Origin of the sequence: Adhaeribacter aerolatus, assembly GCF_007991635.1 — a bacterium.
Lineage (GTDB): Bacteria > Bacteroidota > Bacteroidia > Cytophagales > Hymenobacteraceae > Adhaeribacter > Adhaeribacter aerolatus.
The window spans coordinates 139,853-156,624 of the sequence record NZ_BJYS01000015.1 but is presented as its reverse complement, the minus strand read 5'-3'; the positions used below and the strand labels follow the sequence as shown (position 1 = coordinate 156,624).

The 16,772-nt window shown below is 42.4% G+C and carries 7 protein-coding genes; 3 read left to right on the top strand and 4 right to left on the bottom strand.

The window, feature by feature from the left end:
- The first annotated feature begins 131 nt into the window (after nt 1-131).
- Both AAE02nite_RS11210 and AAE02nite_RS11205 read left to right on the top strand, forming a co-directional pair.
- Nucleotides 132-2,564 carry an ABC transporter permease gene (locus tag AAE02nite_RS11210; protein WP_146897819.1) on the top strand — a complete coding sequence of 811 codons (2,433 nt, stop codon included), beginning with the start codon at nt 132-134 and terminating at the stop codon, nt 2,562-2,564.
- 336 nt (nt 2,565-2,900) lie between these two features.
- Entirely contained in the window at nt 2,901-4,883 is a 1,983-nt protein-coding gene (locus tag AAE02nite_RS11205; RefSeq protein ID WP_170252581.1) for a tetratricopeptide repeat-containing sensor histidine kinase, read from the top strand.
- Between the two features lie 284 nt (nt 4,884-5,167).
- On the opposite strand, the gene AAE02nite_RS11200 is transcribed toward AAE02nite_RS11205, so the two are convergent.
- Both AAE02nite_RS11200 and AAE02nite_RS11195 read right to left on the bottom strand, forming a co-directional pair.
- Nucleotides 5,168-6,184, bottom strand: a complete 1,017-nt coding sequence (locus tag AAE02nite_RS11200; protein WP_218033477.1) for a UbiA prenyltransferase family protein — start codon at nt 6,182-6,184, stop codon at nt 5,168-5,170.
- Complete coding sequence (locus AAE02nite_RS11195; RefSeq protein ID WP_146897817.1) at nt 6,159-6,884, bottom strand: HAD family hydrolase; 726 nt, start codon at nt 6,882-6,884, stop codon at nt 6,159-6,161. Before AAE02nite_RS11195 ends, AAE02nite_RS11200 begins: the two co-directional genes overlap by 26 nt.
- 689 nt (nt 6,885-7,573) lie before the next feature.
- Here AAE02nite_RS11195 and AAE02nite_RS11190 point away from each other — a divergent pair.
- On the top strand, nt 7,574-9,259 hold the full coding sequence (locus tag AAE02nite_RS11190) for a glycosyltransferase family 39 protein (protein WP_146897816.1): 1,686 nt from the start codon (nt 7,574-7,576) through the stop codon (nt 9,257-9,259).
- A gap of 215 nt (nt 9,260-9,474) precedes the next feature.
- Here AAE02nite_RS11190 and AAE02nite_RS11185 read toward each other — a convergent pair whose 3' ends face one another.
- On the bottom strand, nt 9,475-11,193 hold the full coding sequence (locus AAE02nite_RS11185; protein WP_170252580.1) for a PKD-like domain-containing protein: 1,719 nt from the start codon (nt 11,191-11,193) through the stop codon (nt 9,475-9,477).
- A 615-nt stretch (nt 11,194-11,808) separates the two neighbouring features.
- Entirely contained in the window at nt 11,809-16,182 is a 4,374-nt protein-coding gene (locus tag AAE02nite_RS11180; protein WP_146897814.1) for a DUF8696 domain-containing protein, read from the bottom strand.
- Between the last annotated feature and the right edge of the window lie 590 nt (nt 16,183-16,772).

The following is a 16,772-nucleotide window of genomic DNA, read 5'->3' as shown; positions in this document are numbered from 1 at the left end:
TCCGACTTCCGGAAGTTGAAAAACTTCCTTTTATAATTAGACACCAGTTACGCTCCGCTAAACTGGCGCCAGCATACGCCTAGTAATTTGTAGGTTAGTTTATAAACATTTCACCTTTAAAGCCCAGTAGCATGTTTAGGAATTACCTCAAAATCGCTTTCCGGAATATGCTGCGGCATAAAGTATATTCTTTTATTAACCTGTTTGGCTTAACGGTGGGGTTAACCTGTTGCTTGCTGATTACCCTATACATTACCAACGAGCTGAGTTACGATAAATACCACGCCAAAGCTGACCGCATTTACCGGGTTACCCGCAACTTTGTAAACCAAGACGGTACCGTAAACCTGCATTTGGGCAATATTGCTCCTCCTTTCGGGCCCTTACTCAAAAGTTATTTCCCGGATTTAAAAGAAGTTGTACGCGTCCTGCAGAATAATGCAGTAGTGGCCGTAAACCCCGAGCGCACTTTTAACGAAGAGGATATCTTTTTTGCGGAGCCCGCTTTCTTTAAAATATTTACCGTACCCTTGCTCAGCGGCAACCCGGCTAAAGCCCTGAACGAGCCGAACACGGTTATGATGACTGAGAAAATGGCCGAGAAATATTTCCCGAACCAGAACCCGTTGGGCCAGGTGCTGCGCCTGGATAGCCAGCTAAACCTGAAAGTAACCGGCGTGTATGAGTCGTTTCCGGCTAATTCGCATTTTCACCCAAACTTCCTGGTTTCGTTTGTAACCTTAGAAGATAGCGCTGTTTTTGGGCGAGAAAACTTACGGACCAACTACGGCAGCAATAATTTTGCAACTTATTTATTATTCCCGAAAGATTACCCGGTAAAAAATGTAGCGGCACAGTTTCCGGCCTTCCTGGATAAAAGTATGCCGGCCGAGGGTGCCAATGCAGTTAAAGCCTCGTCCTGGACCAACTTGTTTCTGCAGAAATTAACCGATATTCACCTGTACTCGCACTTGGATACCGAACTGGAAGAAAACGGCGACATTAATACGGTTTACCTGTTTACGGCCATTGCCTTATTTATCTTGCTGATTGCCTGCATCAACTTCATGAATTTGTCCACGGCCCGGTCTTCGATACGGGCCAAAGAAATAGGCGTACGTAAGGTAATGGGTGCTACGCAGCCCCACCTGGTGGTGCAGTTCCTCGCCGAATCGATGCTGTTTGCCCTGCTGGCAGTATTTATTGCTTTGCTGTTAACCAAGCTCATGCTGCCGGTAATGAATAGTTTTACGGGTCGGGAGTTAAGCTTTACCATCCAAAACAGCTGGTTGCTGGCACTAGCTATGGTGGGCCTGGCCGCTTTAGTTGGATTATTGGCTGGTTCTTATCCGGCTTTGTTTCTAGCCTCGTTTCAGCCGGTAAAAGTACTCAAGGGTAAGTTAACCACCGGTAAAAACAGTATTTCGTTGCGTAAGGTATTGGTTATTTTGCAGTTTGCTATTTCGGTGGTATTGCTGGTAAGTACCGCGGTGGTTTATAAGCAATTAAGCTACCTCCGAAACCGCGCGCTGGGTTTAGACAAAGACCATATTGTGAACCTGAATTATAACAGCACCCAGTTAGGCCCTAAATACGAAGCTTTCCGACAGGAATTATTGAGCAATGCTGCTATAAAAGAAGTAGGCCGTTCTATCGGCGTTCCTTCCGATAGGCTGCTAAATTCTATGGGCAACGCAAGACTACAAACCGCTGATTCGATGGCAGCATCGCCGGTTGCTTTCCAGTACTTGGGCATCGACCAGGATTTTATTCAGACTTACAAAATTAAGTTATTGGCTGGCCGTAACTTCTCCGAAACGTACCCCACCGACGATTCCATGGCTTTTCTGCTGAACGAATCGGGTGCCAAATTATTAGGTTTAAATAATCCCCAGGAAGGCATTGGGCGCTCACTCGAATACGGTAATCGCAAAGGCCGTCTGGTGGGGGTGCTGCAGGATTTTCATTTCGAATCGATGCACGAAAAAATCAAGCCTATTATTTTTATTATTCCGGATGGTCGCCAATATTCCGATATCTCCGTTAAGCTGCAAGGAAATAATATTGCTGCCGGGCTGGCGCACCTTGAAAAAACCTGGAAGAAATTTCTGCCCGAAAACCCTTTTGACTATAATTTCCTCGACGAAAGCTTTGGCCGCTTATACGAAGCCGAGCAAAAGCAAGGCCTCCTGTTTACCATCTTTGCCGGCATTGCCATTTTAATTGCGTGTTTAGGTTTGTTTGGCCTGGCTTCCTTTGCTACGGAGCAACGCACCAAAGAAATTGGCATTCGCAAGGTACTGGGCGCCTCGGTAAGCGGTATTGTAACCATGCTATCAAAAGATTTCCTGAAACTGGTGTTGCTGGCTAATATTATTGCCTGGCCGCTGGCCTGGTACGGCATGCACCGCTGGCTCCAGGATTTTGCTTATCGCACTACTATTTCGTGGTGGATATTTGGGGTAGCTGCTGTGCTGGCCTTGGTGGTAGCATTGCTTACCGTCAGTTCCCACGCCACCAAAGCCGCCGTAGCCAACCCGGTTAAGGCGCTGAAAACGGAGTAGGATATACCCGGTAGGAAAGTTAATGACATCAGGCATAAATATAATTAAACGGGTATGGTTATTCTGTGTCTTGTTAAGTTTGTAACTACGGGTTTGTAGGATTAAACCTGCTTGGAGATTCGGGTGTTTCGCGTGTATACTACGTTGTGTACAATTAATTATAATTTGGTAAATATAAGAAAAATATATTTTATTATTTTGACTACAATTGTGCGGCTAAAATAAAACTATTGTATAAATTGCTGTTATATAAGGCTTTTGTACTTTTGGTATTGTCTGATGTTTACAATTTTACGCCGTTGTTGTTTTTCTGGTATAAGAAAAAGTTTATTTCTGTTGCTATTATTAGGGAGTGCTACGGCACAGGCGCAGCATAAATATATTGATAGTTTAACGGTAGTGCTAACCGAAGCCCAAACCGATTCGACGAAAGCGGAACTCTATTGTGCCTTAAGCAAAGAATATTATTTATCTGATACCCAAAAAGGATTAGAACACGCCCAAACAGCGGCCAATCTGGCGGCTAAAGCTAATTTGCCACTCAGTAAAGCCAAAGCGTTAAACCTAATTGGGTACGCGTATTTGGTGTGGGGTGAATTTGATAAAGCCATGTCCTATCATTACCAGGCGTTGAGTATTGGCGAGCAGAAGTCCGATACGGCATTACTTATTTCTACCTATAATAGCCTGGGTAGCATGTACTATAAAATTAAAGATCAGGTGCGGGCGGCTGCCAATTATAACAAAGCGCTGCGACTTGCCCAAAAAACAAACAACCAGTTAGCTATTAGCAAAGTTTATAACAACCTGGGTAATATTTACGAAGAGGAAAAACAGTACGACAAAGCTTTAGCTTATTTTAAAAAAGCGGCCAGCTTGCAGCAGGAACTGGGAAATAAACCCAGCCTGGTTATTAGCCTGCTGAACGTGGGTAATGTGCACTTATACCTGTCGCGCCCCGAACAAGGCCTGCCTTATTTGTTTGAGGCATTACAAATAGCTGATGAGATTGAAAATACAGTCTGTAAACCCGGCATTCTGAAGAGTATTGCCCAGATATACCAGGTTAACGGTCAGGAGACCAAAGCGTTGCAATATGCCCAGCAAAGCTACGATTGGGCTGTTCACACCAAATCGAGTAAGAAAATTGCGGCCTCGGCCGAATTACTGCATCAGCTTTATGTGGCGAACAAAGATTACCGGCAAGCTTATAAATATTTATCGTTTTTTGTAGAACACGATGCGCAATTGGATCTAGAGAGCCAGAAAAAAACAGCCGCTGAACTGGCTACCCGCTACGAAACTGAAAAAAAGGAACTCGAAAACAAAAACCTGAAAGTCGAAAAAGCACGGCAGGCAAAGGAAATAAAGCAGCAACAGAGAATCCTGATTTTTGGCGGGGTAATCGTAGGGTTAATGCTGGCTTTGCTATTGCTGCTCTACCGAAGCCGGAAAGGTTTAAAAGCGGCTTCCTTAAAGCTGCAGGAGGCCAATCTTTTGTTACAGCGCCAGCATACCGAGATTAGCCGCCAGCGAAACGAACTGGCCGGACAGGCGCTAAAGTTACAAGAGCAAAACACGGAATTGGAGAAACACCACCATTTCAAAAACAAAATATTCTCTATTATATCGCACGATTTAAGAGCTCCTTTTAACGCTATTAAAGGCGTGCTTGATTTGGTGCAAACCCATCCCATGTCGGCCGAAGAAGTGCAGCCGGTGTTTAAGTTACTGGGTAAAGATGTAGATGTGTCGATGAATATGCTGCATAATTTACTGGTGTGGTCTAAGTCGCAGCTAAACGAAGCAACTATAGATTTGCAGCCGGTGAATCTACAGCAATTGGCCCAGGAAAATACGCGCCTGGCTTTTTTGCAAGCCGACCAGAAAGGTATTAAAATAATAAATGCGGTAGATGCGCACGTTGAGGTATTAGCCGATAAAGAACGGTTGAATTTTGTTTTACGCAACCTGCTGATGAACGCCATCAAATTCTCTTACGCAGGCGGCGAAATACGAATACACACGGTACAAAGCACCGACAATAGAATAGCCTTGGCGGTAAGCGACAACGGAAAAGGAATTTCAGCCACTAATCTTTCTAAATTATTTACCGAAGAGCGCTTTACCACCCTGGGTACTGCCCGCGAAAAAGGAACCGGCCTGGGCCTGATGCTGTGCAAGGAGTTTGTGGAGAGCTTGCAGGGTAGTATAAAGGTTGCCAGCCAGGAGGGAATGGGTAGCACTTTTTTTGTTCAACTGCCTAAAGCTTTTCGGAGTTCGGTACCGGAACAACCGGTTTCATTAAAAATTGCTTAATAGCTTTTACGCTAGTTTTTCCGGCAGAAAAGGTTAGGGAAGAAAGGTATTCTAATATTTTTATAACTCTCTTTAGGCGTATTCTGACAAACCGGTTGCAGGTAAACGCACGCCGAAACGGCAATTAGCGGCTGAAGAAGCTATTATTTTTTAACTATGCGCTCAACGTGCTAAATTACTAACGTTAATATTTTCACCAGTTGTTAGTAACGGCTGAAAACAGCGGCGCCTCCTCAGGTTTAGACCTGAAGAGGCGCCATTGCAATTGTGTCGGTATTAAAGGCTTAGAAAGATTGTTTCAGGAACCAGTTAAGGCTAGGAATATCTACGTACATCAAGGCCATCAGGAGTAAGGTAAACAGCACCACGTAAACCATAAACCATTTTTCCTTATGCAATTTCTCCGGCCCCTGCACTACCGAATCTTTCCGTAAGCCAATGGCCAGGTACCAGGCAAAAAGCAGCGCAAAGAAAGGAAAACTAAGCAGGAGCTCAATTCTGTTTTTAATCAGGAAAATTCCCAGGAAAAAGGCAGAAGTTAAGGCATAAAAGAACATCGAAATCAAAAGGCTGTTTTCGGTGTAGTATTTAAACGACTTGCGGTACAAGCCAGCCAGTTCCGGGTTATTAATAAAGCGATATTCCGCAAAACGTTTGGTAGCCATTAAAAAAGCGCCACCCATCCAATAAGCCAGAATAATACTCGATGGCGGAATAATAACCCAAGAAGGGTCCAGTAAGCTTTCGGGCAAGAGGTGCGTAGGTACAAAAATAAACCAGCCCAGCGCCAGCCGAATTGGGTTGTTTACCGATTCAGACAACACATCGAGGTAAACCCGTTCTTTTGTCCGGAAGGGCCGCACGTTATACATAATGCCCATAAACAGCAGGAATACCTCTAAAGCCAGGAACTCCAATGAAATAAAATAAGAAAGTGTTAAGCCAATGGCTACCAAAAAGAAATATTCGGAGTAAACATACAAGGGGTTCAGTATGCTAACTACGGCAGTCCGCTTCCGTTTCTCGGGGTGATAGCGGTCAAATTCGGCATCCAGGTACTCGTTAATTACGTAATTGGCCGATGCTATCAGGCAGGTACTTACTACGCCCACCACAATCCGCAGAACCAGTGTCAGGTCGATGGTTGTGTCGTATACCAGAAACGCAAACAGCATACCCGGTAACATAAAAATGTTTTTAAACCAATGATCGGGCCGGGCAATGGTAACGTATTCCTTAAAGGTTGCCGGTTTTAAAATAAGCGCTGCATCCATATCAGGAAGTGAGGAGGCTTGTTTCATAAGTGAAAGAATTAAAAGATAAATTTACTTGGTTAAGCAGGTTTGTATAAAAATCGAATTGGGCAAATGGCTTTTTCTCTACTATCAGGTAAGGCATATTCGCTTTTTGGGCGCATTCGCCGTCTAATTCCGGGCGGTCGCCAATAAACAGGCATTCAGCCGGCTGCACCTGTAGCTGCTGCGCAATATACAGTAAGCCTTTTGGGTCGGGTTTAAGCCGGTCTACTGCCGGATCGGTAGAACTTACAATTAAGTCTGCCTGTAATCCCATGGCGGCCAGTTTGTCGTGTGCCGGATAATCAGAATAAATGGCAATCCGGATGTTTTTCTTCTGCAACGCCCGGAAAAAAGCTTGCGTACCCGGGTAAGTACAAGCGGCCAGATAACGGTTAGGATATTGCAGCATCCAGTAATCTACTACTTTCTTTACTTTTTCTACCGGATAGTTACCTTTCTGGGCGCACCATCTGTACTGAGCATTTGCCAGATCACCGCCGCAGTCGCCGGCTCTTTTTTCCCGCTCGACCCTAAAATGCTGCAGCATCCGCATCTCGCCCAGTCGCCAGGGCCGCAGACCATAGTACCAGAGCAAAGATTTTAGCATTTGCTTCCGTAGTTTCGATTGGGTATAAAGCGTGCCATCTACATCAAAAATCACCACTTTAATCTTAGTCCAATCTAATTCTGATTCCTTAGGCATTTACTATTTGTTCAAATATTAAATAAATTTATGAATATACCTGAATTAAACGTGCTGTTACTTTGATAATTATTTTAATTTTAGGTCGATTACTTATAAAATTAGAATTCACTACTAACGTGTAAAAGTTAATAATGTTGCCAAATATAGGTTATATTTAATATAAGAAGTAAATTGTTTTACTTCTTAAAAGATGATTTATATAGCCGCTACTAATCCTGAACAGTTTTAATATTGGTTTGTCTTTAACTATTATTTACAGATAAAATAATTAAAGATTAATCAATTTCTACCCAAAAGAGTTTCATTGGTGCGGCTGCTTCAGGATTATTGTCGCTATCATTTTAGATTGGCGTATTCCGGTTCACAGCGCCAGGTTGGAACCAACGTATTTTTAAAATCATATTGTAGCTTCGTCCGGGTAAATGGTGGCCTATATTTAAGTAGTGCGGCTACATGGGCTAGTTTTCTATAATAGCTTTTCAAGCAATTTGCTTTCGGCTGAATTATTTAGCGTCGACCGGGGTGCTGAGCCGAACATCTGTAGTCCGGAGCCGTTTAGTTCTTTTCGGAAGCTGGTATGGCCTTAAAATGGTGTTAATTCCGCTTATATTTGTTTTGCCGAATGCTAGTTGGTTTTAATATTGATTTTTTATAATATATTTAATCCTTAATTACTTCTTTTGCTCTTGAAAAGCCTTACCCTGCGTACGAAAAAAACAAATTCGGATTTTCAACAAATAACAGGTGCTACCCGAAATACCAAGGCCAACGGGTTATTATCCCTCTCTATCAGTGCTTTGCTGGCAATCGGTATTTTTCTGCGGGTGTTTCATTTTGTAGATAACCGCTCTTTATGGATCGATGAGATTTACCTGGCTACCAGCTTAATAAAAATGAATTTTGGCGAGCTACTGGCGCCTTATTTAGATTACGAACAAAAAGCGCCGGTTGGGTTTTTGTGGCTGGTACGGGCATGTGTGATGCTCTTTGGCACCAACGAAATGGCCTTGCGGCTGATGCCGTTGTTGACTGGTATTGCTTCTTTGTTTTTGTTTTTGCCGGTTGCCCGCTATTTTTTAAAACCAATGGGTGTTGCGGTAGCATTGGGTATATTGGCGCTGGCGCCCCCGCTGGTGTACCATGCCGTAGAAATAAAACAATATGGGTTCGAGCTTTTCGCCGCCATATTAGTGCTGTACCTTTATATCCGTTATCAGCAAAAAACAGATTATGGTTCGTTGCTGTTCTGGGGCGTGGCAGGGGCCATCATTATCTGGTTTTCGTATACTTCTATTTTTCTGTTGGCCGGTATGGGCATTGGCCTGGGCCTGTATTATTTACTTAAAAGAAACTGGCCGGCTTTTTTTCGTACGGTTATACCAGCCACACTGTGGCTTCTTAGCTTTGCGGTAAATTACTTTTTGTTTACGTATAAACATGCCGGTTCCGAGTGGCTGACTATCTGGTTTAGAACCTACGACGGTTTTATGCCTTTCCCGCCCACCTCGGCAGCTGATTTGGGTTGGTTTGTACAAAAAATATTTTCTACGCTGCATTATCCACTGGGCTTATCGTGGTATAGCCTGCATTTTGAGTATAATGCGTTACTGCGTATTCTGGCGCGGATGGCCTGGTTACCACTAATATTTTTGGTGGTAGGGCTGTACGGCTTTTTTAAACACGATAAAAAAGTTTTTCTGGTAATGGTGCTGCCTTTCGGGTTGCATTTATTTGCTTCCGGCCTGGAATTATATCCTTTCTTCGACCGGCTTACCGTATATCTGGCGCCCATCCTGATTTTGTTTATCGCGCGCGGGTGTCAGCAATTGGTAGAAATATTGCCGGTGCGGCAGCGATTCTGGCAATATGCCTTGCCGATATTATTATTAACTGGCCCGCTGGTAAATTCGTTGCGGCAGGTAATTAACCCAGCCTTGTTTGGTGATTATAAGAAGTCGTATCAGCGCGAGGCTTTGCTTTATATTAATGAGCATTACAAGCCCGGCGATACTGTTTATGTTTATTGGAATACCTGGCCGGCTTATAATTTTTATAAAAATGCTTACGGTTTAAAGTTTGATGCGATAATAGGTAAGGATGTCCGGAATATTTCCGGTAGCTACGAAGAATATTTTGCCAACCTTCGTCCGGATTTTGAAGCATTGGCGGGTAAAAAGCGGGTATGGGTAGTTTATAATAAGTTTGCCATGAACAAAATAGGCGATATCGAAGGACACCCAGCCTGGTATTACAACGACAAACGGAGAACCCTGGATATGATTCAGGCTACATTCGACGCTAAGGGCCGAAAATTGGACAGCTACGAAGCCATAGACATGCAGGTAAACCTGTACGATATGTTGGATAAGTAAGCTTGGAAACAATTTAACCTTTCAGGGTTGTAAAATATTCTCTGCTCCTATCCTTTAGACTTCACCTATTGTTGTCAGGTTGCGCTTCTTCAGGGCTTGTCCGGAAATTCTAATTTGCTTTTTAGTGAGCTGTAAATATTATGGGTTTACATTTGCGCTAAATAGAAAAGGGGCAGGTATTTTACCTGCCCCTTCAGCTTTAACCCTAATAAAGCTTACTGTTGTTTCAGGAGTTTAAAGTGCTGCACTTTTCCATTCATCCGGGTAGTAATATGATACATCCCTTGCGGCAGGTTGCTGTTGAACTTCAGGTTTTGTTTGCTGCTGCCCCTTTCTACTTGCAAAGTACGCTCTAATACTTTGGCGCCAATAGCATTGGTCACCATTACATGCATAGTCCCCGCTTCTTCGGCATTCAGTTCCAGGTTTACCTCGCTGGTGAAGGGGTTCGGGTAAACACTTAAACTCTCTGTCGCTTCACCAATTTGTACCGCTTTCGGTCCGAAATATTCCGAGTCGCCGTTCATGTCGCGCTGCATTAAACGGTAGTAGCGGGTGCCGTACTTGCCATTCTCTTTATCGTGGAAGGTGTAAACCTGTTTCTGGTTGGTGTTGCCGCCGGCTTTAGAGTTTACAAAAGCCAGGGTACGGTAGTTCTGGGCATCTTGCGATACCTGTACTTCAAAGCCTTCGCTGTTCTTTTCCATAGCCGTTGCCCATTCTACTTCTACTACGTTGTTATCTTGCTTCGTCGCTTTCAGATACAATAGTTCTACTGGTAGCGGAGTTCGGTCAAGGATAATCACGTTATTTATAGCATTCACGCACGGGATGCCTGGTGGCGGCAATTGCGCTACAGTTATTCCGACCATATCTGCCCGCACACCGGGTATGGTTAAAGTAGGAATGTTTCCTGTGTACTTAACTTCCGTAGTTGCAGGATTGGTATTGTAAAGAATAGTCCAGGTGTACTCCCATTTCAGGCTCTTGTTAGCCGGTATTACGGAGTAAGTAGCGGGTTGACCAACCAAAAGTTCCACTGGCTCTTGTATATTGGCTATGGTATTGGTATAAGCTGTGTTTACTTTTATTTCCGAATTAGAAGACGGGATACCAGCCGTGTTGCAAGTATTACTTACAACTACATAATAAAATCCGGCATCAGCGTCAACAGCACTGCTTATTCTTAAGGTAGCACTTTTAGAACCCGATATTGTACCGCCATCAGTTAAAAGAAATCCGTTGCTGGCAGCACTCCCTCTTCGTTTAAACCACTGGTAATTCAGGTTTGCTCCCCTTGCATCTACTGTTATAGTAACCTCTCCGTTAGGACAGACGGGTACACCGCTGGAAATTCTATCGATAACAGGCGGATTGTTTACTGTTATCTCTAATGTAGATTCTGTACCAGGGTCGCCGCAACCGTTGATAGCGGTAACAGAGATTTCACCAGAAGTAGCATTATTAAAATTTACGGTAATCTGGTTACCATCCAGATTGCTGTTTACAATGGTTGCGCCAGTCGGAATTTTCCAAACATAGGAAGCATCTGCTACGAGCGGCACTGAATAAATAACCCCGGTTGCACCAGGACAAACAGAGGTGTTGCCTGTGATAGATCCTGTGGTTATGGGTGCGTATACGGTAAATAGTTTTGAATTTGATATTCCTCCCTGAACCGCAGGTGCTGGATTAACAACCTGGATGGTATAAGGGCCCGGAAAAAAAAGGAAGAACTGGAGCCACCCGGCTGGTACAACGGTTTCCATTGTCTTGCCGTCGGCACTAACAGAACTGGGATCAAAGTTGCCAATAGGTATGCCGGCTCTGGAAATCCGCACTTTAGCACCAGGTATAAAGTTTGTCCCGGTTAAGGTAACATAAAGGTCCTGGTTATAGCCTTGGGTTAAACAATCTTTAGATAAAGAAATCAAAACCGGCAGGGGATTATCAGCAACCACTGAGGTGCCTGCAGTGGCAGATACACGGCTTTCGAATGTTCCCGAACCCTTTGTTTCGGTTTTATCTGAAACAATTCTGGTAAAGCGGGACTCTGGCCTATTAGCTGAAGCATTTGTGGCAAAGGTGGTTACTAGAGCTAAAAATAAACCAATAATTAAATTTTTTATAGACGTTTTTAGGAAGTATACCAGCCGTAAATGAAAACGCCATGTAGATATATTTTGCATAGGCTTGTGGGTAAAGGGTCGTGCATGTTCTAGCGTTTTTATAGTTTAATAATTAGGAGGATTTTTTCGAGAGAATTGCGCTAATAACCTCATTTCTGATTTACGGGCAGAAGATCGTTCCGTTGTCCTTTTATAGCGTTTAAGTTATTCTATATCTAATATTTAAGAGCATTTACGTTCCTTCAGATAATGCGTCTACATTAAACTGTAATGCCTGTATCAGCAGATATTAGTGTATGATTAAGACTTTATCATGGTTCTGGAGGATAATTGTTAAAGTGAAATGAGGTACTTTCTGGAGGTGCACAAAAAAGGGGCAGGTAAAATACCAACCCCTTTGAGCTTTAACCCTAATAAAGCTTAGTGTTGTTTCAGGAGCTTGAAGTGCTGCACTTTTCCATTCATCTGAGTTGTTATATGATACATCCCTTGTGGCAAGCTTCTGTTGAACTTCAGGTTTTGTTTGCTGCTGCCCCTTTCTACTTGCAAAGTACGCTCTAATACTTTGGCGCCAATGGCGTTAGTCACCATTACATGCATAGTCCCCGCTTCTTCAGCATTCAGTTCCAGGTTTACCTCGCTGGTGAAGGGGTTCGGGTAAACACTTAAACTCTCTGTCGCTTCGCCAATTTTCACTGCTTTTGGTCCGAAATATTCCGCGTCGCCGTTCATGTCGCGCTGCATTAAACGGTAGTAGCGGGTGCCGTACTTGCCATTCTCTTTGTCGTGGAAAGTGTATACCTGTTTCTGGTTGGTGTTGCCACCCGCTTTAGAGTTTACAAAAGCCAGCGTACGGTAGTTTTTAGCATCTTGCGATACCTGTACTTCAAAGCCTTCGCTGTTCTGCTCCATGGCCGTTGCCCATTCTACTTCTACTACGTTGTTGTCCTGCTTGGTGGCTTTCAGGTAGAGCAACTCTACTGGCAACGGAGTAACAGGAACAGTAGTAGCTGATGCTGTCTGGTTTGCAGGGGTAACGCACATATCGCTGAGTGCATCAACTTCAACTCTAACCTGTATCTGCCCTTGAGGTACAGGATCAATCGTAAGAGTTGGGCCTTTGTCGTTTATTTGCAACTTAAAAGTTGGGTCAGGGGCGCTTAGATTAGCAACATACCACCTGTAAGTTGGGTTGTAAGCTGCAATTGAAGAGATTGCTTCATAAGTAGCAGAACCTCCAATTTCTAAATCATCATCTGGTACTTTAATCGTAACTGTGTTGGTGATAAATGGTTTCACAGTTAAGGTTACTTTAGGAGAAACTGCTTCTTCTCCACACGTGCCAGTTACCTTTAACTGATAAGTTCCATTGTCACTTAAGGCAGGGCTATTAAAACTTAAAGTATTGGTATTTTGGTTAGGGATCAACACATCATTTTTAAACCAACTGTAACCTAGATTATGACCTGTTGCTATCACACTAAAACTGGTTGGAATTCCTTCACAAACTGTTTTATCTTGTAGAAGTGTTATCGTGGTTAGATCATAGACGGTCATGGTAATAGGGTTACTGCCTGGTCTGGCACCACAATTAGTTTCTGAAGAATTAAAGTTTACGCTTACAACGTCCCCATCCATTAATGGTCTGGGTAATGCAGTAGATGATAATGTTAAAGATGGGCCAAAAGGAGAGGTATAAACAGTACCTCCATTCTTGGCCCTAACTACCCATTGTATGCTTAGGTTAGCATAAGCAGCATTTGGAACTGCTGTAAAAGTTACAGGGGTGCCATAGCAAATTGGGTTTTTATCAGCTGTTATCTTTACATCATAGTTTTCCGGAATGCCAAGGTATATTCTGTTAGAAAACAAAACATTACCATTTCTAGATGCATTTAAAGGGGAAGTTAATTCAGGCATTGAATCAAAGTTGTACTCTGCACAACTGAGCGTTCCAAAAGGCTTTGCCCGCACTGTGTAATAGTCCATCGATTGAAGTCCGGCCTGTCTTATTTCGTCATCAGTATCCCCGTTTATTCTATCATTGGTATCGTTTTTCCACCAGTCAAAAACAAATTGATCTGTAACATCTTCTCCTCCTGTCCAGGTTACTTGTTGGAAACGAGGATTAGCCGGATAAACAACATCTGTAACATTTTTTAAAACAATAGCCTTGTATCTCGTCTGATTACAAACTGGAAAATCCGCAGGGTGCACCGTTAATATTAACGTATAGGTATTTCTGGTAACTGTTATTTGTTCCGCATTACTCTTACTAGAACACCCACCTGAAGTAACTACCCGCCGGAACCAGGTAGTTTGGGTAAGCTTTCCTGGAGTATAGTTTACGGTTGTTCCCCCAGTAGTTGCTGGTACATCTGTAAAACTATTATCATCTGTTGCTGATATAGTACTTTGCTGCCATTGGTAAGAATAAGAATTTGATCCTGCACCACCACCAACAGTACCGGCAGTAATTTGGGCCGGAGTAGCATTATAACAAATTGACTGTGTTGCAGAAGTAATTTGATTATTTGTTATGGTTGGGGTAACTGTTATTTCAACAGGCGCACTGGTGGAGGTACAACCTGTGGTTACAACGCGGCGAAATTTAATTTTTCCGGTAAAACCACCAGAATTAACGTAAGTGTGATTCTGGCCGGTTCCAACAACAGTAATATAGGTAGCAAAATTATCTATACTACTTTGCCATTCGTATTGAGTTGTTTCATCTCCGCTCGATACTGGCGGAGCTAATAGTGCGATGTTGCTACCTTGGCAAATAGTTGTATTTTGGGTAGTAATTTCATTACCAACTATAGGGTCTTCCGGTGTAATATTAACAGGGTTTGAAGTTATAGGGGCACAACCATTAATACCTGTAGTTAATATTACTCGGTATAAGCCGGGGGTAGTTACAGTGAACTTATCAGTAAAACCAACTGGAGAATAAGTATTACCATTATCTGCACTGCTTTGCCATACATAACCATAGCCAACACCAGTTAATGCCGTAAGAGTTATGCTGTTGTTAGGACAAAGAGAAGCATCCGCTGCATTAGTAATAATATTTGAGCTATTTAAAACTGTTAGGATAACATCATCCGAGGTTGCAGAGCAGTTATTTACAGTTACTTGCACCTTATACCTGCCGGTGCTCCCTGCTGGGTAAGATTCAGCCGTAGCATTTGGAATAGTACTGTAAGTTAATCCATTATCGGTGCTTCTGAACCATTGATAAGCTGCCCCAGAAGGGGTGGCGCTTAAATTAACAGTATTGCCGTCGCAAGTATTGATGCTAGTCGGTCCAGCAATACTTGCTAATGGTAATGGGTTAACTTGAATAGTAATCGTCTCTGCATCTCCAATTACTCCGCATTGGTATTCTTCTTCAACTGATAGTACAACAACCGCTGGGCTAGTAGTAGAGCCGAAGTTTAATTTTACAGAATTAGTGGCGCTTGGCGTTTGAATAGATGCAGGCCCCGAAACAACCTTCCAGTTATAAGACTGAGCACCCGTTACTGTATTAATAGTATAAGTTTCGCCAATAGTATTCGCGCAAACTGTGGTTGAGCCTGTAATTGCATCTGCCGAAGGATAAACGGTAAAAGTTTGTGGTGCTGAAGTTGGAGTAGCCACAACAGGTCCGGGGTTAGTTACCTGTACCGAATACGTGCCAGCAATAGGTGAAGCCAGGAAAGTACCGTTAAGCGAAACACTGATCTGCGTTTTATTTACAAATGCTGTTTGTAATATTCCGGTATTCTGATTATTACCCGAAATTTGTACAGTAGCTCCTGGGCCGAAGTCAGTTCCGTTTATTATAAGAGCGCTATAATTATTGCCTTCAGCAATACAAGCCGGATTAAATGAGGAGATAATTGGCTGTTTATTAATTACAGAAAATGTATTGCTTTGTACTGTAGAAACAGGTTGTCCGGTTATAAGTTGACTAGAAGCTGTAAGACTGTAATTATTACCTGCCAGGTTTATACTAACTCCGGTAAAGGTTGCTATTCCATCTTCAGCGCTAACCGAGGTAGAAGATAGCGTAGCTCCCGAGGTACCAGTTCCAGCAGTAATTGATAAAGTAACCGTATTATTGCCTGTAGGTCGGTTCCAATTGTCTAATAACCTTACAACTGGTGGGTTCTTAAGTTCATCTCCAGCTAAATTGGGCCCAACTGCACCAGGTTGAGTTCCAAACTCTATTTTGCGGGGTGCACCAACAGTCTGCGATAGACTGGCCACTGTGGTAGGTAAACCGATTTGTTTATTTATGTTAGTACTTAAAATTAAAGGAGCGTTGTTGTTAGAGGTAATATCAGCACCGTTATCAGCCTGAACACCTACACCTTTTATTACTAAACGGTCTATACCGCTACGGTTAGGATTTTGAACTGTAAAAGTAATAACTATAGAGGTGGCACTAATAGAAGTAACCTCAGCACTTGAGATATTTAGGTTACGATCTATCTCAATATTACTGGTTGGATTAAATTTCCAGCCAGTGGGTGCAGTTAGCGTAAATGTACCGCTCACAAAGTCCTGCTGATTGCCTTCAGCTATCACAATATCTGGTATTATAGTATATCCTTTTTCCGGTAATGGCGAGTTCGCGGCTTTATCAGCTGAAATTAATACCACTGCAGGAGTAATAGGCACAATAGCGGCCCACAGGTATAAAGAAACTGAAATAATTGAAAGAAAGGTTGCTGCGATAATTAGCTTCCGTATATTTTCGCCAGATGCTAATCGTGGCTTAAATGGTTGGGTAAAATTCTTTTGCATAAAATTAGGGTTAAATGGTTAAGCGTATTCTATTAGGGATTTATTCTGGTAGTCAGGGTGCAACTGTACGTTAAATGGGGCTTTATTAAGATATATTAAAGAAGTTTGCTAGCAGCTATTCTCTGAATATTGATGTTTAAGAATCTGCTCTGGCGTAGAATATGATAAACTAAAACTTTGTTTACTCACTAAAAAAGGTACCTCTACTTCTCCATTAGAATGGGGCAAATAAATTCGCTTACAAATATTATTTATTGTATTCATTGGGTGAAAAATTAAACCACTTCTGAGTTTAATCTTTAAAGTAAAATAAAAGCAGTTAAAATAAAAATAAATTTGTTTAAATAAATTATTAGAAATGTTTTATTGTATACATCAGAATTAGAAAAATATTAATTGTTAGTATTGAATATTCTAGAGGCTTTATACCTTAAAATATGAATAGTCATGTTTTAGCAAGTTGCTTTTTGAATTACTAGCTTGTGTATTTTTTTTGATGTAAGAATTGTACAATTTTTGAATTTAAATAATTTTTAAGATGAAGGCTTTTGATATTAGTTAACAGATAAATTCAATGGCGAGGAGTTTGG